At 69.0% G+C, this 20,022-nt stretch carries 27 protein-coding genes; 20 read left to right on the top strand and 7 right to left on the bottom strand.

Going from position 1 to position 20,022, the window contains the following annotated elements; all coding sequences use genetic code 11:
• The first annotated feature begins 56 nt into the window (after nt 1-56).
• The 10 genes from KZI27_RS20000 to KZI27_RS19955 all read left to right on the top strand — a co-directional run bounded on the left by KZI27_RS20000 (nt 57) and on the right by KZI27_RS19955 (nt 7,050).
• Nucleotides 57-1,496 (top strand): CCA tRNA nucleotidyltransferase, encoded by a 1,440-nt coding sequence (locus tag KZI27_RS20000; RefSeq protein WP_222658960.1) that lies wholly within the window; start codon nt 57-59, stop codon nt 1,494-1,496.
• 192 nt (nt 1,497-1,688) lie between these two features.
• Nucleotides 1,689-2,072 carry a 30S ribosomal protein S6 gene (rpsF, locus tag KZI27_RS19995; RefSeq protein ID WP_222658959.1) on the top strand — a complete coding sequence of 128 codons (384 nt, stop codon included), beginning with the start codon at nt 1,689-1,691 and terminating at the stop codon, nt 2,070-2,072.
• Between the two features lie 3 nt (nt 2,073-2,075).
• Nucleotides 2,076-2,663: a single-stranded DNA-binding protein gene (locus KZI27_RS19990; RefSeq protein WP_123311310.1), complete on the top strand. Its 588-nt coding sequence runs from the start codon at nt 2,076-2,078 to the stop codon at nt 2,661-2,663.
• A 50-nt stretch (nt 2,664-2,713) separates the two neighbouring features.
• Complete coding sequence (gene rpsR, locus KZI27_RS19985) at nt 2,714-2,971, top strand: 30S ribosomal protein S18 (protein WP_017887834.1); 258 nt, start codon at nt 2,714-2,716, stop codon at nt 2,969-2,971.
• Nucleotides 2,972-2,985: 14 nt separating this feature from the next.
• Complete coding sequence (rplI, locus tag KZI27_RS19980) at nt 2,986-3,438, top strand: 50S ribosomal protein L9 (RefSeq protein ID WP_111083665.1); 453 nt, start codon at nt 2,986-2,988, stop codon at nt 3,436-3,438.
• Nucleotides 3,439-4,087: 649 nt separating this feature from the next.
• Complete coding sequence (gene dnaB, locus KZI27_RS19975; protein ID WP_111083664.1) at nt 4,088-5,452, top strand: replicative DNA helicase; 1,365 nt, start codon at nt 4,088-4,090, stop codon at nt 5,450-5,452.
• 304 nt (nt 5,453-5,756) lie between these two features.
• Nucleotides 5,757-5,978 carry a hypothetical protein gene (locus KZI27_RS19970; RefSeq protein WP_222658958.1) on the top strand — a complete coding sequence of 74 codons (222 nt, stop codon included), beginning with the start codon at nt 5,757-5,759 and terminating at the stop codon, nt 5,976-5,978.
• Between the two features lie 44 nt (nt 5,979-6,022).
• Nucleotides 6,023-6,214, top strand: coding sequence for a hypothetical protein (locus KZI27_RS19965; protein ID WP_222658957.1), 192 nt, complete (start codon nt 6,023-6,025; stop codon nt 6,212-6,214).
• Nucleotides 6,215-6,267: 53 nt separating this feature from the next.
• Nucleotides 6,268-6,465, top strand: coding sequence for a hypothetical protein (locus KZI27_RS19960; protein ID WP_222658956.1), 198 nt, complete (start codon nt 6,268-6,270; stop codon nt 6,463-6,465).
• 39 nt (nt 6,466-6,504) lie between these two features.
• Nucleotides 6,505-7,050: a cysteine hydrolase family protein gene (locus KZI27_RS19955; protein ID WP_222658955.1), complete on the top strand. Its 546-nt coding sequence runs from the start codon at nt 6,505-6,507 to the stop codon at nt 7,048-7,050.
• A gap of 8 nt (nt 7,051-7,058) precedes the next feature.
• Here the strand turns inward: KZI27_RS19955 and KZI27_RS19950 are convergent, their stop codons facing one another.
• Entirely contained in the window at nt 7,059-8,018 is a 960-nt protein-coding gene (locus KZI27_RS19950) for an NAD-dependent epimerase/dehydratase family protein (RefSeq protein WP_222658954.1), read from the bottom strand.
• 249 nt (nt 8,019-8,267) lie between these two features.
• Here KZI27_RS19950 and KZI27_RS19945 point away from each other — a divergent pair, with 249 nt between their 5' ends.
• Nucleotides 8,268-9,293 (top strand): S66 peptidase family protein, encoded by a 1,026-nt coding sequence (locus KZI27_RS19945; protein ID WP_222658953.1) that lies wholly within the window; start codon nt 8,268-8,270, stop codon nt 9,291-9,293.
• Nucleotides 9,294-9,332: 39 nt separating this feature from the next.
• Here KZI27_RS19945 and KZI27_RS19940 read toward each other — a convergent pair whose 3' ends face one another.
• Nucleotides 9,333-9,626 carry a hypothetical protein gene (locus KZI27_RS19940; RefSeq protein WP_222658952.1) on the bottom strand — a complete coding sequence of 98 codons (294 nt, stop codon included), beginning with the start codon at nt 9,624-9,626 and terminating at the stop codon, nt 9,333-9,335.
• A 75-nt stretch (nt 9,627-9,701) separates the two neighbouring features.
• Between KZI27_RS19940 and KZI27_RS19935 the strand changes: the two genes are divergently transcribed.
• Nucleotides 9,702-9,989 (top strand): hypothetical protein, encoded by a 288-nt coding sequence (locus KZI27_RS19935; RefSeq protein WP_261784002.1) that lies wholly within the window; start codon nt 9,702-9,704, stop codon nt 9,987-9,989.
• Nucleotides 9,990-10,059: 70 nt separating this feature from the next.
• Entirely contained in the window at nt 10,060-10,620 is a 561-nt protein-coding gene (locus KZI27_RS19930) for an MOSC domain-containing protein (protein ID WP_222658951.1), read from the top strand.
• Between the two features lie 29 nt (nt 10,621-10,649).
• Here KZI27_RS19930 and KZI27_RS19925 read toward each other — a convergent pair whose 3' ends face one another.
• Nucleotides 10,650-11,099, bottom strand: coding sequence for a MarR family winged helix-turn-helix transcriptional regulator (locus KZI27_RS19925; RefSeq protein ID WP_222658950.1), 450 nt, complete (start codon nt 11,097-11,099; stop codon nt 10,650-10,652).
• A 173-nt stretch (nt 11,100-11,272) separates the two neighbouring features.
• Here KZI27_RS19925 and KZI27_RS19920 point away from each other — a divergent pair, with 173 nt between their 5' ends.
• From KZI27_RS19920 to KZI27_RS19905, 4 genes are all read left to right on the top strand, one after another.
• Nucleotides 11,273-11,926, top strand: coding sequence for a hypothetical protein (locus KZI27_RS19920; protein ID WP_123311379.1), 654 nt, complete (start codon nt 11,273-11,275; stop codon nt 11,924-11,926).
• A gap of 161 nt (nt 11,927-12,087) precedes the next feature.
• Entirely contained in the window at nt 12,088-12,972 is an 885-nt protein-coding gene (locus tag KZI27_RS19915; RefSeq protein ID WP_222658949.1) for a S26 family signal peptidase, read from the top strand.
• On the top strand, nt 12,969-13,823 hold the full coding sequence (locus KZI27_RS19910) for a LamG domain-containing protein (protein ID WP_222658948.1): 855 nt from the start codon (nt 12,969-12,971) through the stop codon (nt 13,821-13,823). The genes KZI27_RS19915 and KZI27_RS19910 overlap by 4 nt, the downstream gene beginning before the upstream one ends.
• Nucleotides 13,824-14,141: 318 nt before the next feature.
• Nucleotides 14,142-14,711: a manganese efflux pump MntP family protein gene (locus tag KZI27_RS19905; protein ID WP_111083644.1), complete on the top strand. Its 570-nt coding sequence runs from the start codon at nt 14,142-14,144 to the stop codon at nt 14,709-14,711.
• Between the two features lie 23 nt (nt 14,712-14,734).
• Here KZI27_RS19905 and KZI27_RS19900 read toward each other — a convergent pair whose 3' ends face one another.
• Nucleotides 14,735-15,829, bottom strand: a complete 1,095-nt coding sequence (locus KZI27_RS19900; protein ID WP_222658947.1) for a hypothetical protein — start codon at nt 15,827-15,829, stop codon at nt 14,735-14,737.
• 44 nt (nt 15,830-15,873) lie between these two features.
• Nucleotides 15,874-16,098: a hypothetical protein gene (locus tag KZI27_RS19895; protein WP_222658946.1), complete on the bottom strand. Its 225-nt coding sequence runs from the start codon at nt 16,096-16,098 to the stop codon at nt 15,874-15,876.
• 139 nt (nt 16,099-16,237) lie between these two features.
• Here KZI27_RS19895 and KZI27_RS19890 point away from each other — a divergent pair, with 139 nt between their 5' ends.
• From KZI27_RS19890 to KZI27_RS19880, 3 genes are all read left to right on the top strand, one after another.
• Entirely contained in the window at nt 16,238-16,960 is a 723-nt protein-coding gene (locus KZI27_RS19890; protein WP_222658945.1) for an SDR family NAD(P)-dependent oxidoreductase, read from the top strand.
• A gap of 17 nt (nt 16,961-16,977) precedes the next feature.
• Nucleotides 16,978-17,304, top strand: a complete 327-nt coding sequence (locus KZI27_RS19885) for a hypothetical protein (RefSeq protein WP_222658944.1) — start codon at nt 16,978-16,980, stop codon at nt 17,302-17,304.
• A 135-nt stretch (nt 17,305-17,439) separates the two neighbouring features.
• Nucleotides 17,440-18,072 (top strand): TetR/AcrR family transcriptional regulator, encoded by a 633-nt coding sequence (locus tag KZI27_RS19880; protein ID WP_222658943.1) that lies wholly within the window; start codon nt 17,440-17,442, stop codon nt 18,070-18,072.
• Between the two features lie 13 nt (nt 18,073-18,085).
• On the opposite strand, the gene KZI27_RS19875 is transcribed toward KZI27_RS19880, so the two are convergent.
• Together KZI27_RS19875 and KZI27_RS19870 are read right to left on the bottom strand one after the other, a co-directional pair.
• Nucleotides 18,086-18,940, bottom strand: a complete 855-nt coding sequence (locus tag KZI27_RS19875) for an alpha/beta fold hydrolase (protein ID WP_222658942.1) — start codon at nt 18,938-18,940, stop codon at nt 18,086-18,088.
• 32 nt (nt 18,941-18,972) lie between these two features.
• Complete coding sequence (locus KZI27_RS19870) at nt 18,973-19,881, bottom strand: NADP-dependent oxidoreductase (protein ID WP_261783999.1); 909 nt, start codon at nt 19,879-19,881, stop codon at nt 18,973-18,975.
• Between the last annotated feature and the right edge of the window lie 141 nt (nt 19,882-20,022).

The raw sequence follows: 20,022 nt of genomic DNA, 5'->3' as shown, positions 1-20,022 counted from the left end.
GTGCGCGCGGGGTTGGGGAGAACTCGGGGCGTCGATCTGGGAGGATGAGGACCGTCATGCAGTCCGTTGCCCAGGCCGTCGAACGACTCGACGCACTCGCCACCACCGAGCCCGTCGACCTCCTCGCTCGGGCCTTCGCCGACGCCGGACACGAGCTGGCCCTGGTCGGCGGTCCCGTCCGCGACGCCTTCCTCGGTCGTCCCGTCACCGACCTCGACTTCACGACGAGCGCCCGTCCGGACGACATCCTGCGCATCGTGGAGCCGATCGCGAGCGCCACGTGGGACGTCGGCCGCCAGTTCGGCACCATCGCCGCGCGGGTCGGTGGCGAGCAGGTGGAGATCACCACCTACCGCAGTGACGTCTACGACGGCGAGACCCGGAAGCCCGAGGTCGCGTTCGGGGACACCATCGAGGACGATCTGCTCCGTCGCGACTTCACCGTCAACGCGATGGCGCTCCGGCTGCCGGCGCGCGAGCTCGTCGACGTGCACGGCGGCGTCGAGGACCTGCTGGCCGCCCGACTCCGCACCCCGCAGGCCGCCGTGGTCTCGTTCCGCGACGATCCGCTCCGGATGATGCGGGCAGCGCGGTTCACGGCGCAGCTCGGGTTCACCGTCGACGACGACGTCCGTGCCGCCATGCAGGACCTCGTCGACTCCATCGACATCGTGTCCGCCGAGCGGGTGCGCGACGAACTCGTCAAGCTGCTGAACACGAGCGACCCGGTGCCCGGCATCCGGCTGCTCGTGGACACCGGCCTCGCCGAGCGGTTCCTGCCCGAACTGCCCGAGATGCGGCTCGAGATCGACGAGCACCACCACCACAAGGACGTCTACGAGCACTCCCTGACCGTGCTCGAGCAGGCCATCGGGTACGAGGCCGAGCGGCACGCGGGCGACCCGCCGGACACCGTCCTGCGGCTCGCGGCGCTGCTGCACGACATCGGCAAGCCCGCCACCCGCAAGCTCGAGCCCGGCGGCGCCGTCAGCTTCCACCACCACGACCTCGTCGGCGCGAAGCTCGCGAAGAAACGACTGCGCGCCCTGCGCTTCGACAACGACACGATCGCCGCCGTGTCCCGGCTGATCGAGCTGCACCTGCGCTTCTTCGGGTACTCCGACGGTGCCTGGACCGACTCCGCCGTCCGCCGCTACGTGCGCGACGCCGGACCGCAGCTCGAGCGGCTGCACGAGCTCACCCGCTCGGACGTCACCACGCGGAACCGTCGCAAGGCCGACCGCCTGGCGTTCGCGTACGACGACCTCGAGGACCGCATCAAGGTCCTCGCCGCGCAAGAGGAGCTGGAGTCGATCCGGCCCGACCTGACCGGCGACGACATCATGCGGATCCTCGACATCCCGCCGGGGCGTGGGGTGGGCGAGGCCTACCGCTTCCTGCTCGAGGCGCGGATGGACGACGGCCCCCTCGGAGCGGACGCCGCCGAGGCGCGCCTGCGCGACTGGTGGGCCGCGCGGGACGCCACCAGCTCCTGACGCGACGCCGGCGCACTGGACGCGACCGCCCGACGGGCGTGACGGTTCTCCACAGACCGGTGGCGCGCCTCCAGGCCGTCGGGTAGTCTGTGCAGGTTGCCCGGCGCGTGTCTGCGTGCCGTGGCACATGCATCAACCCTCCTGCCCCGGGAACTGCCCGGGGCCGCTGAGACCAGAGGAGGTGGGTTCCGCATGCACCAGTACGAACTGATGGCGATCCTCGACCCCGAGATCGATGAGCGCACCGTCGCTCCCAGCCTGGACAAGTTCCTCGCTGTCATCCGCAACGACGGTGGCTCCGTCGACAACGTGGACGTCTGGGGCCGTCGCCGGCTCGCTTACGAGATCGCCAAGAAGTCCGAGGGCATCTACGCCGTCGTCGACTTCACGTCCTCCCCCGAGGCCGCCAAGGAGCTCGACCGTCAGCTCGGTCTCTCCGAGGCCGTGCTCCGCACGAAGGTCCTCCGCGCCGAAGAGGGCATCGCGCAGGTCGCCGCCCAGAAGCAGCGCGACGAGGCACGTGCGGCCCGCAAGGCCGCCAACGCGTCCGCAACCGCGACCGCGAGCGCCGAGTAACCCGTGGCCGGCGAAACCGTCATCACGGTGGTGGGCAACCTCACCGCGGACCCCGAGCTGCGCTACACGCAGAACGGGCTCGCGGTGGCGAACTTCACCATCGCCTCCACGCCTCGCACGTTCGACCGTCAGGCGAACGAGTGGAAGGACGGCGACGCGCTGTTCCTCCGCGCGAGTGTGTGGCGGGAGTTCGCCGAGCACGTGGCGGGGTCACTGACGAAGGGCTCGCGCGTCATCGCGCAGGGTCGTCTGCGTCAGCGTTCCTACCAGGACCGTGAGGGTCAGCAGCGCACGAGCATCGAGCTCGAGGTCGACGAGATCGGCCCGTCGCTCCGGTACGCGACCGCACAGATCACCCGCGCAGCGGGTGGCGGCGGCGGTCGTGGCCAGGTCGGCGGCGGCAACGGCGGCGGTCAGCAGGGCGGCGGCAACGGCGGCTGGAACAACAACGGCGGCGGCAACGCCTCCGCTGGTGGCCAGTCCGACGAGCCGTGGTCCCCGCAGGGTGGCCAGCAGGGCGGCGGCAACGCACAGTCGAACGACGTGTGGAGCACCCCCGGCGGCAACTTCGACGACGAGACCCCGTTCTGATCCTCCTGGTTCCGACGGACACACAACTCTTCTTCTAAGGACAAATCACTATGGCTGGAAAGAGCACCGGCGACCGCCGGAAGCCTCGCGGCAAGGGCGGCAAGAACGCCGCTCCCGCGAAGTCGATCAAGGTCGGCGTCATCGACTACAAGGACGTTGCGACCCTTCGCAAGTTCATCTCGGAGCGTGGAAAGATCCGCGCCCGTCGCATCACCGGCGTCTCCGTCCAGGAGCAGCGCCTCATCGCCCGTGCCGTGAAGAACGCCCGTGAGATGGCGCTCCTCCCCTACGCCGGCTCCGGCCGCTGATCGGAGGTCGACACATGTCGAAGCTCATCCTCACCCACGAGGTCTCCGGCCTCGGTTCCGCTGGTGACGTCGTCGACGTCAAGAACGGCTACGCCCGCAACTACCTCATCCCCCAGGGCTTCGCTGTCGCGTGGTCCAAGGGCGGCGAGAAGCAGGTCGAGTCGATCCGTGCCGCGCGCACCGCGCGTGAGCTCGCCACCATCGAAGAGGCACAGGACCTCAAGATGAAGCTCGAGAACGCGACCATCTCCCTGGCGGTCAAGGCCGGCAAGGACGGTCGTCTGTTCGGCTCCGTCCGTCCGGGCGACGTCGCTGACGCCGTCCAGGCGCAGGGCGTCGGCTCGCTCGACAAGCGCAAGGTCGAGGTCCCCGCGACCATCAAGACCGTCGGTGACCACGAGGCCACCGTGCGTCTGCGCGAGGACATCACTGCCGTGATCTCGCTCAAGGTCGTCGCTGCCAAGTAGCACTGACGTTCCGCTCCACGACGGGCGGGTCTCCTCCGGGAGGCCCGCCCGTCGTTGCGTTGACGGGTGCTTCGCATGGTGCGGGGCGCGGGGCGTGCGTGGTTTCACTTGGTGAGCAGAAAAGGTCGGGTCCCGCTCCCCCACTCGACATCTTCTGCTCACCATCAACGCACGGTCGTCCAGTGCGGACGGGAGGCCCGGCTCGGCTTGCACGGGCGGGCTCGGCTTGGCTGGCTGGTTACCTCTCAGGCACGATCCGGCTTGCTGGGAACGGCCCGAGAACACTCCCCACAGGGAGGGCGCTTGTCAAGTCGTTTTACACAGCAGAAACGTGTCAAATCGGAACCTTCAACGACTACTTGAACCCCACTTTTCCACACATGGTGTGAAGTGGAAAACCCCAGGTCAGGCGGTCGAAAGTGTGTTCCCATAGGCCTGTTTCCACAGGCCCGTCCACAGTTGTCCACACAGCATCCCGGCGTGTTCCGCAATCCCTCCACAGAGTTATCCACAGGGCCGTTTGTTGGGGATAACTCTGCGGCCGTAGCTTGGCCCAGCGACTCGGGGATGTCGGTTGCTGGGGGTAGAAAGTCGTTGCGGGTGTCGGGCCGTCGTGTCCGGTCCCGCGTCGTTCAACAGAGGAGAGAGTGTGTCGATCGCGCATCTTGAGCCCGCACCGCAGGAGTACGCGGAGCGCGGCATGGAACGCACCCCGCCGCACGACCTGCTGGCCGAGCAGTCGACCATCGGCGGCATGCTGCTGTCGAAGGACGCCGTCGCCGACGTCATCGAGACGGCCCGCGGCGTGGACTTCTACGTCCCCAAGCACGAGGTCATCTTCGACGCGATCCTGTCGCTCTACTCGCACGGCGAGCCCACCGACGTCATCGCCGTCACCGACGAGCTGACCAAGACCGGACTGCTGTCCCGTGGCGGTGGCGCCGAGTACCTGCACAGCGTCACGAGCATGGTGCCGACCGCGGCGAACGCCGGGTACTACGCCGGCATCGTCGCCGAGAAGGCCGTCCTCCGTCGCCTCGTCGACGCCGGTACGCGCATCGTGCAGATGGGGTACGCGTCCGAGGGAGAGGTCACCGACCTCGTCAACAGCGCCCAGGCCGAGGTCTACAACGTCGCCGGCGGCGTGCAGACCGAGGACTACGTCCCGCTGACCGACGCCATCTCGGCCGCCCTCGACGAGATCGAGGCCGCCAAGGGGCGCGACGGCCAGATGACCGGTGTGCCGACCGGCTTCGCGCAGCTCGACGGCCTGACGAACGGCTTCCACCCCGGGCAGCTCATCATCGTCGCCGCACGACCGGCGCTCGGTAAGTCCACTCTCGCGCTCGACCTGTGCCGCGCAGCCGCGATCAAGCACGACCAGACCGCCGCCTTCTTCTCGCTCGAGATGGGTCGCGCCGAGATCGCGATGCGACTCCTGTCCGCCGAGACCAGCGTTCCCCTGCAGAACATGCGCAAGGGCACCGTCGACTCCCGCGACTGGACCACCATCGCGCAGACCCGCGGCCGCATCAACGACGCCCCGTTCTTCATCGACGACTCCCCCAACATGACGCTGGTCGAGATCCGCGCCAAGTGCCGTCGACTCAAGCAGCAGCACAACCTCAAGCTCGTCGTCATCGACTACCTGCAGCTGATGACCTCGGGCAAGAAGGTCGAGAGCCGCCAGCAAGAGGTCTCCGAGTTCTCGCGTGCACTGAAGCTGATGGCGAAGGAGCTCCAGGTCCCCGTCATCGCGCTGTCGCAGCTGAACCGTGGCCCCGAGCAGCGTGCCGACAAGAAGCCCGCGATCTCCGACCTCCGTGAGTCCGGGTCGATCGAGCAGGACGCCGACATGGTCATCCTGCTGCACCGCGAGTCGGCGTACGAGAAGGACAACCCGCGGCAGGGTGAGGCCGACCTGATCGTGGCGAAGCACCGCAACGGGCCGACGGACACCATCACCGTGGCGTTCCACGGGATGTTCTCGCGGTTCGTGGACATGCCGCAGTAGGCGCGTGTCGCCGCGCACATAATCTGTCTCCTTCGCACACAACTTGTCTCCATGCGCGCGGGCGGGGGCGACGGTTGGTCGCTCACCCTGAGTCCTGGGAGCGCGCGCGAAGCGTCCGCATGACGCACCTCCACCGATAGGAATTGCGGACCACCCAATTGAGACAAGAGCTCCGGACAGCCTGCGCTAGCAGGCGCGTCAGCGGCGCACCGATTCGCCTACGGCAGGTAACTCCGCGTTCTCGGTGTCGCCGAGTCCGGTCGACGACCGGCTAGCGGGACGCGATCTGCGGCATGCTTCAGGCATGCCCAAAGTGAAAGCACTCGCTCCAAGAGGTTTGGCGCTCGTTCGAGTCCTTGCAGTGTGTGCGCCGCTCGTTGGGGCGGCAGCAGTCATCTTGGGCATCGCGCAAGCTCGATCCGGAGACGCCATCGGCTACCTACTTGTCGCCCTCGGCGCCTTGATGTTCCTGCTCACGTACTACTTCATCCGAATCATCCGAATCATCCGGATCGTTCGCCGCTGAGCCATCGCGATGCGAGACCGTGCGTTCGCCGTTACGTTGAGCCGGTGAAGTTGCCAAAGTACCCGCGCCCGTTTGCGTGGTTCATGGTGATCGCAGCCAGTCTCATGCTCGCCCTCGGACTGCTGAACCTCATCATCAACACCACCAAACCCGGATCGTGGCTTCTGTTGATCGTGCTCATGCCGTGGGCACTGTACGCAGGCCTGAAGAGCTTGCGGGAGGGCGACGACCGGTAGCGGATCGTCTATCCAGACGGTCAGTTAGTGCCGCCAGGAGCTAAGTTGAGCCGATGAGCAACCCGAATGCTTCTCAACGTTCGAAGACGACTCTGGTCATCGCCGGGGTCGTCCTGCTGGTGGCGGGCATCGCGATGGCCATAGTTGGCTTCAGCGACTCCGGCGCGTTCCTCGGCGTGATGGGATCGATCATCGCCGTATGCGGTGTCGCCGCGTCGGTGGTGGCGTTCCGAAGGAAGCCGGCCCGCTGACGGATCGGCTATCGGACGCGTGAGCTGAGACGATGGGGTGTGCCCGATACGACTGCGCTTCTTGTCATCGATCTGCAGCGCGGCGTCTTGCAAGGCTGCTTCGACGCCGACGGCGTGCTCGGTCGCACCGCGCAGCTCGTCGAGCGCGCGCGATCGACCGGCGTGCCGGTGGTGTGGGTACAGGACCACGGCAGCTTCGCGGAGGGCACCGATGCGTGGGCACTCGCGGCACCGCTCGAACGCAGGGCGGGCGAGCCGCTCGTCCGGAAGGAGTACCGCGACTCCTTTGCAGACACGCGCCTCGCCGACGTCCTGGACGCTTTGGGTGTGCAGCACCTCGTCGTTGCCGGCGCCCAGAGCGACTACTGCGTCCGGACGACCACTCAAGCAGCGGCCGCGCGTGGGTTCGACGTCACGCTGGTGTCCGACGCGCACACGACGACGGATGCCGAGTACGACGGCGTCCTCATCACCGGCGAGCAAATCGTCGCACACACGAACATGTTCTTCGACAGCCTGCGCTACCCCGGCCACAGGTGTGCCGCCGAGCTGCACGACCAGGTGCAGTTTCAGGCCGGCCGGTGAGCGATCGGCTACAGGACGTCTTGCAGGACGCTGCTTTCTTCGGCGGCCGACAGACCCGAGCGACGTGAGCGGCCCAGCCCCCGGAATCGTTCATCCTCGAGGACGTCGGCCACGGTCGATTCGAGCGGTCGAACACGTCCAGTCATCTGCTGGAAGATCCGCGCAGATCGCTGGGCCATGGCTGCGTCAGATAGCGGCAACCACAGCGGCAGCGATCGGGGTCCTGCCCAGTACCGGACGTCGTGCGCAAGCAGCACCTCGTCCTCGACCTCCTCGAATGCGCCATCGAAGTTGGTGACAGCCGAGACTCGTTCGAAGAACGTACTCATGGGGATGACATCCCCAACGGCATTGGCGACTCCGACGTAACCGCCCCGCGCTGCCCGGCTGAGCCAGGCCGCGAGATCAGCGACGTCGATCACTTGAACGAATCGACCGGCCGTTTTCGGAATGAGCGTTGGACCGCTGCTGCTCAATCGTGCCGGCCAGTACCCAAATCGGTCGCTCGGATCGCCGGGGCCGACGATGAGGCCAGGTCGGGCAACGAGCAGTCGGGCGCCCAGCCGGGCCGTGCTGCTTCGCTCGGCCGCGACGTTCGCGTCCGCGTACTCCGCGAGGTTCGTCGGTTCCACCAGCGTTGCTGACTCGTCCGCTCCTGGCTCATCGTTTCGGGCGTACACGGAGACCGTCGACACAAGTGTCCAGTGCGCTGCAGTGTCAGCAAGTTCCGCGAGGGCTGGTTCTACGAGCTCCGGCTCGCTGGACAGTTCGATCACCTCATCCCACGCGCCCCGCACCGACTCGTATGCGTCGGCTGCAAGCCGATCCGCGCGCACGAACCGTGCGCCTTCCGGCACCGCTCCAGACTCGCCTCGCGCAAGACACGTGACCTCGACTCCCGCCGCTACGAAATCGCGCACGATCGCTCGCCCCAGCCACCCAGTTCCACCCAATACCAGTGCTCGCATGCCCCCAGCCAACCGACCCGACGGCTCCGCCGGACGCACGTCCGCTCAGAGCGCACGCGCACGGGCGCCGGGACAGATCCCGTCGAGCCCTCCCTCTCGGTTACGCGCCTTGGCTAGACCGTCCGCTAACCGATCGGCTGCCGGGCAGATGCATTGACATCTCCTGATTGCCCCGGTGAGCGGCTGAGATTTCGGAATCGGTGCACCGTCGCTTGCGGGACATGATCAGGAGGCCGTTACGGTCGAACCATGGCGAGCATCACCTACCCGGCGCCGCTCCGAGCAGGGGGACGCATCGAGGTTCCGGCACCGTCGATGGGCGTCCCCGCGCATCTCCTCGCGCGTTTGCACGCTGCGGTCGATGCGCTCACGACCCTCGGCTTCGACGTTCGACTGCGCCCGCACGCGGTGACGGGTGGTCTGACCCCGGCGCCGGCTGCTGCGCGAGCGGAAGACCTGCACGCTGCGTTCGAGGGAGCTGACGTCGTCCTTCCACCATGGGGCGGGGAGCTCGCCATCGAGTTGGTCGAGGGGATCGACTGGAACGTCCTCGCCGAAGCTCGCCCGTGGTTCGTGGGGTGGTCGGACATCTCGACGTTGCTGCTGCCCCTGACCACGCGGACCGGGCTCGCGACGCTCCACGGCGCGAATCTCATGGATGAGCCGTACGAGCTCCCCACCGAGTTCGCGCGGTGGACCGACGTCGCGGGGCTTCCGCCGAACAGCACCTTCGAGCAGTACAGCGCACCTCGCCGACGCAGCCGTCCGTGGGGAGCGTGGGCGGACGAGCCGTTGGACCGCGATCGGGCCTACGACGCCCCTACGAGGTGGCGGTCCCTCGACGGAACGAGTGACGTGAGGATGCGCGGCCGTCTGATCGGTGGCTGCCTCGAAACGGTGTCGTTGCTTGCTGGAACGCCCTACGGTGACGTGCCTGGATTCGCGCGGAAGTACGCCCCGGAGGGCACGATCGTCTACCTCGAAGCGGCGGAGTCGAACGCGATCACCGTCCTTCGGATGCTCACCTCGCTGCGTCTCGCGGGCTGGTTCGATGACGCGAACGGCATCCTGATCGGGCGTACCGACGGCGCCGCAGTGCCGGAACTGAGCCAGGAAGACGCCGTGCGACACGCGCTGGGCGACCTCGACGTGCCGGTACTCCTCGACTTCGACACCGGGCATCAGCCTCCGCAGATGCCACTGGTCAACGGCGCCCTGGCGGAAGTCCGACTCAACGGAGCGGGCAGTTCGATCGTGCAGCACCTGGTGCCGTGATGCGACGGCTCGGCGATCCCCCAACCGAACGCGTCGGAGCTACAGGCCCTTGCGCTTGTTCGTCTCCCAGTAGCCGAGTACGACGTCGTGCTCTTGCGGCAGCTCTCGTTCCACAAGGAGAAGGAGACGACGTCCCTGACGTTCGTGGGAGCGGGCGGCAGCCTCGGTCGGCCAGCCCGCTTCGATACCGTAGTTCTCGGTGAAGTCGCGGGCCCAGGCACGGATCTCGCTCGTGAGACGCGGCGAGAAGGACGGTGTGCCCTCGGCGCACGGCCCGTCGTCGTCCCACAGTGGCCAATCGACGTTGTACTCGTTCATCAGCCGGTAGTGCACATCCGAAGGATCGCACAGGTCGGAGCCGTTTCCGATGCCCGCCGGTTGTCCACGGACACCGGATAACGTCTGCGCATGACGTCTTGGTGGGACCGCACCGATCCGACGGACCGCCCGGAGTTGACGAACCTGCAGCACAATCCGGTGGCGCCGAACGGCACGGCCGCGCTGAAGCAACTGTTCGCGGCTGGCGCGCAGTTCCCGGCGCAGCAGTCGGTCATCTCCCTGTCCTACAACGACATCGTCTGGACGTTCTCGCAGCGGGTCGATGCGAAGTCGGGTGACCCGATCCTCGCCGCCGACCTGTTCCGTGTCGACAGCGGGAAGATCCGTGGGCACTGGGACGTGGTGCCGGCCAGCTGAGCGCGGGCATCCGAACGAACGACCCAGCGTCACCGGTGCGCCGGACCCGGACCTGCGCCAGAATCGGACCATGACCGACAACCGTGGCGAGCAGCCGCGCGTGATCGCCGTGAGCCGGGACGACGTCCATCGGTTCAGCAAGCCCGTCGTCGACGAGGTCACCCTGGTCGCGGGCTGGGGCATCGAGGGCGATGCGCATGCCGGGACGACCGTCCAGCACCGTTCACGAGTCGCGCGTGACCCTTCGCAGCCGAACCTGCGTCAGGTCCACCTGCTCCACGCCGAGGTGTTCGACGACGTCGCCGAGGCCGGGTTCCGCGTCGAGCCCGGCCAGATGGGCGAGAACGTCACGACCCGCGGTGTCGACCTGCTCGGTCTGCCCACCGGGACGCTGCTGCACCTCGGCGACGAGGCGTGCGTCCGTGTGACGGGCCTGCGCAACCCGTGCCAGCAGATCAACGGGTTCGAACCGGGCCTGTTGCGCGAGGTGCTCGGGCGGGACGAGGACGGTGCGGTGGTGCGGAAGGGCGGCGTGATGAGCGTCGTCGTGACCGGCGGTGTCGTCCGCACGGGTGACAGCATCCGGGTCGAGTTGCCCTCCGGCGAGCGGCAGGCGCTCCAGCCGGTCTGACGGGCACCCGAGCACGCGAGCTCGGCGCCCTACTCCCCCGCCGCCGCGGCCTGGTCGTACAGACTCGTCGCCAGGTCGTTGAGCACCTCGTGCAGCTCGCCGCCGTGTGCGCCGTCGACCGCCCGGAGTATGGCGGCGTACCGCTGCCGGTAGTCCGTGACGACGTCGTCGCCGGCCGGCAGCAGCCGCAGCAACGACCCACGACGGTCGTTCGGGTTCGGCGCGCGCTCGAGGAGTCCGGCGGTGCTCATCCGGTCGATCATGTTCGTCACCGCGCCCGAGGTCAGGCCGAGGTACCCGGCGACCTCGGTCGGCGTGGAGTACCCGGTGTCGCTGATGAGCACGAGCGCCCGGAGGGCGTTCTCGTGCACTCCGGCGCGCGCGCTGAGCTGGTTCACCAGGCTCGCGTTCGCGCGCACGACAGCGGTGAACGCGGCCATCAGGTCGGCGGCGTCGTCATCGTGTGCGGCGGGTGTCACGGGGGAATCCTTCCATGTCGGGAACCAGGGGGACACGAGCGTCCCCCGCACTGGGGTAGGTGTGCGAGTGGCTAACTTGGTCAACCGATGACTATCTTAATGATTGAAGCAAATCCGCCCGAGTGACTTGCTCCCCAGACCACCGCGAACCACCGAACCGATGAGGTAACACCGTGTCCACCAAGCTCCGCACCTCCGCACTGAAGCGGATCCGCTTCGCACCCGTGGCCCTGCTGGCCGGCATCTTCGCCGCGGTGCTCCTCTCCCTCTCGCTCACCGGCACCCTGTCCGGGTTCGCGGCGAGCATCACGAACAGCAGCAACACCGCCGGCAGCGGCACGCTGATCATGCAGGAGCAGAACGCCGGCGCGACCGTCACCTGCCTCAGCACCGACGGTGGTTCGGTCTCGACGAACTCCGCGACCTGCTCGACGATCAACAAGTTCGGCGGCAGCACCACGATGACGCCGGGCAACACGGTGAACACCGCGATCTCCATCAAGAACACCGGGACCGCGGCCGCCAGCACCTTCACGCTGAACCCCGGCGCCACCTGCACCCAGTCGGCGAACGGCTCGGCCAACGGCACCGCGACCGACCTCTGCGCCAAGATGAACCTGGTCATCACGTCCGGCTCGACCACCGTCTTCAGCGGCACGCTCGCCAGCTTCAAGGGCGCCGCAGCGTCGGCCTTCACGATGCCGCAGGCCCCGGCCGCCGGTGCCAGCGTCCCGTTCAACTTCGCGGTGACCCTCGACTCGTCGGCGGGCAACACCTACCAGGGCCTCGCGGCCTCGGTCCCCATGACCTGGACGTTCACGGCCTGATCCCGCTCCGGGCCGGCACCCCCCAAGCCGTCCCGGGACGTCCCGTGACCCCAGACCGGCGACGCTCGACCGACCCCCCCCTCCGGTCGAGCGTCGCCACCCCCGTCCCACCGAGCGCAGCACGCGCTGAGCCGCACCCCACCGAGCCGCAGGAGCACGACATGAGCCAGACCGCAGCGATCCCGCTCAGCGGCACGCTCGACCGTCCGGTCCTCCGGGGCCGTGCGGTCACCCGCTCCGAGTCCGTCCTCGCCTGGTTGCTCGCCCTGGTTGCCGCTCTGCTGCTCACCGCGGCGATCCTGTTCCTGTCCGCCGGCGGCCGTTGGTTCGTCGTCGAGACCCCCTCGATGGGTGAGGCCGCCCCGGTCGGCACCCTGGTGCTCGACCTGCCGGTCGACATCACCACCCTGCACGTCGGCGAGATCGTCTCGTTCGAGACCTCCGCGAACCCCGACATCGTCTACACGCACCGCATCATCGCGATCGACGCTGACGGCGGTCTGCACACCCGCGGCGACGTGAACGGCGCCGTCGACCCGTGGACGCTCTCGCAGGCCGACGTGATCGGTACCCCGGCGCTCCTGGTCCCGCACCTCGGCTGGCTGTTCCGTGCCGCCCCGATCCTGCTCATCGGCACGCTCCTGATCCTCACCCTGACCAGCGCCTTCACGGACCGGGTGACCCGCACCTGCCTCCGGATCGCCGGCTCCGCGCTGACGGTCTCGTACGCCGCGTTCGTCCTCAAGCCGTTCGTCAACGTGACGACCATCACGAACACCTCGAGCCCGACGGGCGTCGAGGCCACCGTCATCTCGTCCGGCATCTTCCCGGTCCGCGTCGACGCCCACGGCGGCAACACCGTGCACCTGGTCGACGGCGAGGTCGGCCGCGTGGTCATCCACGAACTCACGAAGAACGGGCACTACCAGCTGACGTCGAACATCGACCTCGACCCGCTGGGGTGGGTGGCGCTCATCGCCCTGTGCCTGGTCCCGCTCGTGGCCTGCCTGGCGGTCGGCCGCGTCGAGGCGGTGCGTCCCTCGTGATCCTCCGTCACCTGCGCGACGGCCGCGTCGTCGCCCTCCTGCTCGTGGTCGCCCTGGCCGTCGTGGTCCTCCTCAACCAGTTCGCCCCGACGCGCTCGGCCTACAGCGCCACCGTCCGGAACGACACGAACACGGCCGCGACCGCCCCGTACTTCACCTGCACGGGCGCCGTCGGAGCGGACACCGCGAACGCCCTGTTCGCGTACCGGCTCACCGAGTCGTCGAACGCCAGGACCGCCACGGACTGGTCCGGCCGCGGCGTGAACGGCACCTACCAGGGCTCGATGACGGCGGCCACCCCCGACCCGATCGCCTGCCCGCGCGACACCGGCAGCGCCTACGTGCTGAACGGCTCGACCAGCTACGTCACCGCCTCGCGCTCGTACGCCAACCCGACCACCTTCAGCGAAGAGGTCTGGTTCAGGACGACGGTCGCCGGCGGGCAGCTCATCGGCTTCGGCAGCAGCCAGACCGGCGGATCCGGCCAGCACGACCGGAAGCTCTACCTCAACACCAGTGGACAGCTCGCGTTCGGCACCTACAGCGGCACGACCCAGGTCGTCACGTCACCCAGGGCCTACACGGACGGCACGTGGCACCACGCCGTGACGACGATGTCGCCGACGAACGGCATGCGTCTCTACGTCGACGGCGCGCTGGTCGCCTCGAACGCTGCGTTCAAGGCCCCCGAGAACTTCACCGGCTACTTCCGCATCGGGTACGACACCGTCAGTGGGTGGCCGGGCTCCCCCGCGAACCCCTACTTCACCGGGTCCATGCGGTACGCGGCCGTCTACGGGACGGAACTGTCGGCCACCCAGGTCGCCGCCCACGCAGCAGCCGGACGCTGACGCGCCCAGAGCCCCCGCCGCGCGAGGTTCCGAAATTTTGGGACCTCGCGCGCGTGCGGCGCCCCGATCGGAACCTCGGCGGGTCGCACGCGGTGTGTCGTGGAACCTCGGCGGCACGCGGGCGGGGTGTCGTGGAACCTCGCGCAGCCCGACACCGCCGCGAGCCTTCCGTCAGGAACCGGGGCGGGCGCACCAACCCCCGAATTCGGGGCGACGAATACCGCTGATCAGGCCTTTTCGTGCTGGGTACCGTGCCAGGATCGTCAGGTCCTGAGACGTCGGCGTCTCCGTCCGACCGTCTCGAAAGGCGCCGCCCCCATGTCGTTCTGGGCCCTCTTCCTCATCGCGCTCGGTGTCTCCGCAGACGCCTTCGCCGTCGCCCTCGGCAAGGGCCTGCACATGAAGCGCTTCGACGTGCGGCACGCCCTCGTCATCGCGCTGACGTTCGGTGCGTTCCAGGCGCTCATGCCCCTGCTGGGCTGGCTGCTCGGGTCGGCGTTCGCCCGCTCCATCGCGGACTTCGACCACTGGATCGCGTTCGGGTTGCTCGCGCTGATCGGCGGCAAGATGCTGTGGGAGGCGTTCTCGAAGCACGAGGACACCGAGCAGGACACCGACCGCCTGCCGATCCGTGAGCTCCTGGTCCTGGCGATCGCGACGAGCATCGACGCCCTGGCCGTCGGCGTCACGTTGGCGTTCCTGCCGGTGTCGATCGGCGGCGCGGTGCTGCTCATCGGTGTGACGACGGCGGTGCTGTCCTTCGTCGGCGTGGTGGTGGGCCGCCGTGTCGGAGCCCGGTTCGGCAAGCCCGCCGAGATCGCCGGCGGTGTGGTGCTCATCCTGATCGGCGTGAACATCGTGCTCGAGCACACGGGCGTCATCGGCTGAGGCTGCGGAACGGGCGCCGTCCGTCAGATGTCGAGGACGCCGTCCACCGCTTCGTCGCGCGGCGCGATGTGTCCGCTGCCGATGTCCTCGTCGAGGTGCACCGTCACGTACGTCCAGTCCTCGACGTGGCCGGCGTCGTCGAACACGCGGTACCGCCGACGGAGCCGCAGGTACGGCACGTCGCTGTGCTCGAACGACACGACCACCTCGGTCGCCGGCCACTCCCCCTCGACGACGACCTCGACGGCCCGGTAGGCGCTCGCCGCACGGCGGGGCTCCGGGTGCTCGCGGGTCCACAGGATCCCCGGGTCGGCCAACGACTCGAACACACCGACCAGTTCGGCGACCGCCCGCGCCTTCGTCGAGTCGTCCGTGTCGTGCAGCGGCCACCGGGCGCCCTCGACCCCGCTGAGGTCGAACCGCTCGGTCCACGGGGCGCGAGCCGCTTCGAGCCGTGCTTCCTCGGCCTCCCACGACGACTCGTCCTCGTCGTCGTCCACCGTCCGTGCCGGCGGGGCATCGGTGGTGATCGAGGTCGGCAGTCCGTCGGTGACATCGACGTCCACTTCGCGGTACTGGTACGCGATGCCCCTGCCACCCATGGCGTCCGGAGCCCGGCGCGGGCCGGTCGGCGCGAACCGGACGGTCAGCACCGAGCCCTCACGACCGACGCCCTCGACCAGGTGGTCGACGGCGATCGTCGCGCGGGTGCCGTCCGGTCGCACGAGCACGAGGTCGGTCGCCGGGGTGGGCAGTGGCGGACCCGGGTCCGCGAGGGGCTCCATCGACGTGACGAAGCCCTCGGACTCGTCGCCGAAGCCGAAGCTCCAGGTGTACGGGCCCTCCTCGTCCTCGTCGTCGAGGAGTTCTGGGTCGTCGTGGGCGTGTTCGGCGGCCGCCTCGGCCTCGACCGTCGCCGCCCACTCCTCCGGTGTCGGCCAGAACGGCTCGGCCGGCGCCCACGGCAGGGTCTCCGGGTCGACGCCGTCGAGCGGATCGTCCCCGGCAGCGTCGTCGGGATCTGCGTCGACGTCTCCATCGACTTCTGAGACGTCTTCCTCGTCGTCGTCCATCCACATCGATGCGTCACGAGGGTCACCGATCCACAATCCGTCCACGTCGGCACCGTGCGGCCGACGATCGCCGAGCTCGACCGCGCACGTCACACCGGTCGGCGTGACGTGCACGGCGGATCGGGACACCTCGTCGCCGCCGTCACCGTGCGACTCGTAGACGATCCACGCGCCCTCGGTGGTCGCCAGGACGCGGACGTCGTCGACCGCACGTCGTCACCCGTGACGACCGCTGCGACCGGACGCGTCCCGTCGGGCACGATCGTCGCGTCGCCGACGGCGACGGCGTCCGCGGGGTCGAGGAAGCTGCTCATGCTGCGACCGTACTGCAGCCGTGTGGCCGGGCCGAGAACGGACGGGAGGCGCGGTGCGGGCCCGCCCCGCGCCTCCCGTCCGCCCCGCTGCTGGTCCACCTGCCGCACACGCCTCCGCCACCCGGCGCATGATGGCCACATGTCCCGCATCCTCGTCACCGGATCGACCGACGGCCTCGGGCGGGCGACCGCCGACACCCTGTTGCGCGACGGGCACGAGGTCGTCGTGCACGCCCGAAGCACGGCACGGGCGGAGGCAGTCGCCGACCTGCTCGACCGTGGTGCCACGCTCGTCGTCGCCGACCTGTCCGACCGCGACGCGGTGATCGCCGCCGCGCGCGATCTCGACGCCGGCGACCCGATCGACGCGGTCGTGCACAACGCCGGCGTGATCTCCGGCCGTGCGCTGATCCCGGTCAACGTCGTCGCGCCCTACCTGTTCACCGCCCTGCTCCGGACGCCGACCCGGCACGTGTACCTGAGCAGTGGGATGCACCGCGGTGGCCGGCCCCGACTGGACGGCGTCGACTGGGACGGCACCGCGGAGACGAACACGTACTCGGACACCAAGCTCTTCGTGACCGCGCTCGCCGCCGAGGTCGCCGAGCGCCGGCCCGGCGTCCTGAGCAACGCCGTCGACCCGGGCTGGGTGCCGACGAAGATGGGCGGCGCGGGGGCGTCGGACGACCTCGAGCTCGGGCACCGCACGCAAGAGGCCCTCGTGACCGACCCCGACGCAACCCTCAGCGGCGGTTACTGGTTCCACGGGCATCGGCAGGAGCCGCACCAGGCGGTCGCTGACCTCCGGTTCCGCCGCCAACTCGTCGACGCCCTCGCGACGGCGACCGGCATCACCTTCTGAAGCAGGACAGGAGCGACATGTCGACGGTCAGGGTCCACAACTTCGCGATCTCGCTCGACGGGTACGGTGCCGGAGCGGACGACGGCTGGACCGGGTGGTGGGGCGACGAACCGCCGTTCCACACGCCCGTGTTCGTGCTCACCCACCACCCGCGCGAGCCCCTCGAGATGGCGGGCAGGACGACCTTCCACTTCGTCGACGCCACCCCGGCGGAAGCGCTCGAGCTCGCCCGGGGCGAGCGCCTCTGGGACGGACTCGAGGGGATCGAGGAGCGCTTCGCCGTCGAGACGGTCGCGTCGCCGTCGGGGGTCGTGCACCGCACGTTCACGCGGGCGGCGCGCTGATCGCAGGGCGGGCACTGATCGCACCGACGTGCGAAAGGGAGGCGCGGTGCCAGGCCGCCACGGGCCTCCCGTCCGCACTGCGCGCCACGTCGACGGCCGCCGGCCGGGTCCTGGGGGTGCCCCGCGGGTGGCAGGATGGATCGACCCCCTCGCCGACCAGATGTGGAGCGTGCAGTGACACAGGCCCCAGGCCGTCGCGAGCGGAACCGACAGGACAAGCTCGACCGGATCACGGCTGCTGCCGGCGAGTTGTTCGCCGAGCACGGTGTCGACGACGTGACGACCCAGCAGATCGCCGAGCGCGCGGACATCGGAGCCGGCACGCTCTTCCTGTACGCGAAGACCAAGGGCGAGTTGCTGCTGCTGGTGCAGAACGCGAAGTACGACGAGGCCCTCGCGCAGGGCCGTCGAGCTGCTGAGGCGACCGACGACGTGCTCGATGCGGTGCTCGCGCTCGTGACGCCGATCGTCGCCTGCAACCGGGTGCAGGTGTCCAACGGGCGGACCTACCTGCGGGAGATGGCGTTCGGCGATCCGGGCGAGCCGCACCATGCGCGAGCGCTCGCGATCTCGGGTCAGACCGAGCAGTCGGTCGCGGGGATCCTGATCGACCGCGGTGGTCTCGACGACGCACGGGCCGCGACGCTCGCGCACGTGGTCTCGGCGGTGGTGTTCGTCTCGATGGTGTCGGCCGTCGACCCCGAGACCACCGTGACGAGCGTCGTCGAGTCGATCCGGGCGCAGCTCGAGGCGGTCCTGCCGCGCTGATCCGGGCCGGGTGTCAGGCGGCGAGGAACTCCGCGGCGACCGGGGCGAACTGCTCCCAGTACTGGAAGACGCCGCCGTGGCCGGAGTTCGGGTAGATGACCAGCTCGGAGCCGGCGATGCGGCGGTGCAGGTCCTCGGAGAGGACCGAGGGCACCATCCGGTCGTGGTCGCCGTTGGCGATCAGGGTCGGCTGCGTGATCACGGACAGGTCCGACGGTTCGGACCGGCCGAAGCGCTGGATGGCTTTGAGCTGGGTTCGGAACGCCTTGGCGCTGATCGCCTCGTCGCGGTCGGTCGTGCGTTCCTCCAGACGCGCGATGAACGCCTTGCCTGCCTGCTGACCGACGGCATCGCGGTTGAAGAACAGGAACTCCTTCGGGTCCGACCGGGTGAGCGTGGCGCGCAGGATGTCGTAGTACGTCGTGCGAGCGACCTTGTCCATGTCCTTGCCGCCGCGGGGTCCGGTGCCGGTCAGGACGAGGCGGCGGACGAGACCCGGGTGCGCGACGACGAGGTCCTGCGCGATCATCCCGCCCATCGAGAACGAGAACACGTCGATCTGTTCGTGGCCGAGGGCGGTGATGAACGTGTACGCGTCATCCGCTGCCGTGTCGAGGGTGTCGGGGAAGGTGCCGCTGGAGACGCCGACGCCGAGCTGGTCGAAGGCGATCACGTGCCGGGTCGCGGCGATCGCGTCGACGATCCGCGGGTCCCAGTTGTCGAGCGTCGCTGCGAGGTGCACGAAGAACACGACGGGGATGCCACCGGTCGGCCCGAGCTCGCGGTACGCGAAGGTGGCACCGCCCGCGTGCACGGTCTTGGTCGGTGCGTGGGCGTACGAGGTGATCGCGGGGTCGGTGGCGCTCATGGTGGCGGATCCGTTCGGTCGTGGGTGGGGTGTCAGTTGCTGGTGACGACGGTCTTGCCGCGCACGCGGCTCGTCCCGATCGACGCGAGCGCTTCGGGGGTCTGGTCGAAGTCGAACGTGGCGCCGACCACCGGGCGGATCGCGCCGGCCTGCACGAGGTCGGCGATCTGCTGGAGCTGCGCGCCGTCCGCTCGCATGAACAGGAACTCGTACGTGACCCCGAGTCGCTTCGCCTGCGCGCGGACCTTGCGGCTGATGCCGGCGATGACCAGTCGGATCACCGGGTTGAGCCCGGCCTCCTTCGCGAAGGCGGGGTCGGGTGTGCCGTTGATGCTCACGACCTTCCCGCCGGGGCGCAGCACGCGCAGGGACTTCTCGAGGTTCTCGCCGCCCAGGCTGTCGAGGACGAAGTCGTAGTCGGACAGTTCCTGCTCGAAGTCCTGGGCTCGGTAGTCGATCACCACGTCGGCACCGAGCTCGCGGACGAACTCGGCGTTGGCGGCCGACGCCGTGGTGGCGACGTGGGCACCGAGGTGCTTGGCGAGCTGGATCGCGATCGTCCCCACGCCACCGGAGCCCGCGTGGACGAGCACCTTCGTGCCCGGTCCGACCCCGCCCTTCTCGACGAGCGCTTGCCACGCGGTCAGGGCGACGAGCGGCATCGAGGCAGCCTCGGCTGCGCTCACGTTCGACGGCGCGCGGGCGACGTCGGCTTCGTCGACGGCGATGCGCTCGGCGAACGTGCCGATGCGGTGGTCACGGGGGCGGGCGAAGACCTCGTCGCCGGGCTTGATCCGTCGGACGCCTGCGCCGACCGCGATCACGGTGCCGGCGACGTCGTGGCCGAGGACGAGCGGGGTCTTGTACGGCAGGATCAGCTTGAACTCGCCCTGGCGGATCTTCTCGTCGAGCTGGTTCAGGCCGGCGGCGGTGACGGCCACGAGGACGTCGTGGTCGCCGACGACCGGTTCGGGGACCTCGGTCTCGCGGAGGGGCTGCTTGTACTGGTCGAAGGTGAAGGCGCGCAGGGGGTACTCCGGGAGTCGATTCGATGAGAAGACTCAATTCTGAGTGCACTCAGT

It is taken from the genome of Curtobacterium sp. TC1 (assembly GCF_019844075.1).
Classification (GTDB): Bacteria; Actinomycetota; Actinomycetes; order Actinomycetales; family Microbacteriaceae; genus Curtobacterium.
The sequence above is the reverse complement of the archived record's forward strand: the minus strand, read 5'-3'. Positions and strand labels throughout refer to the sequence as shown.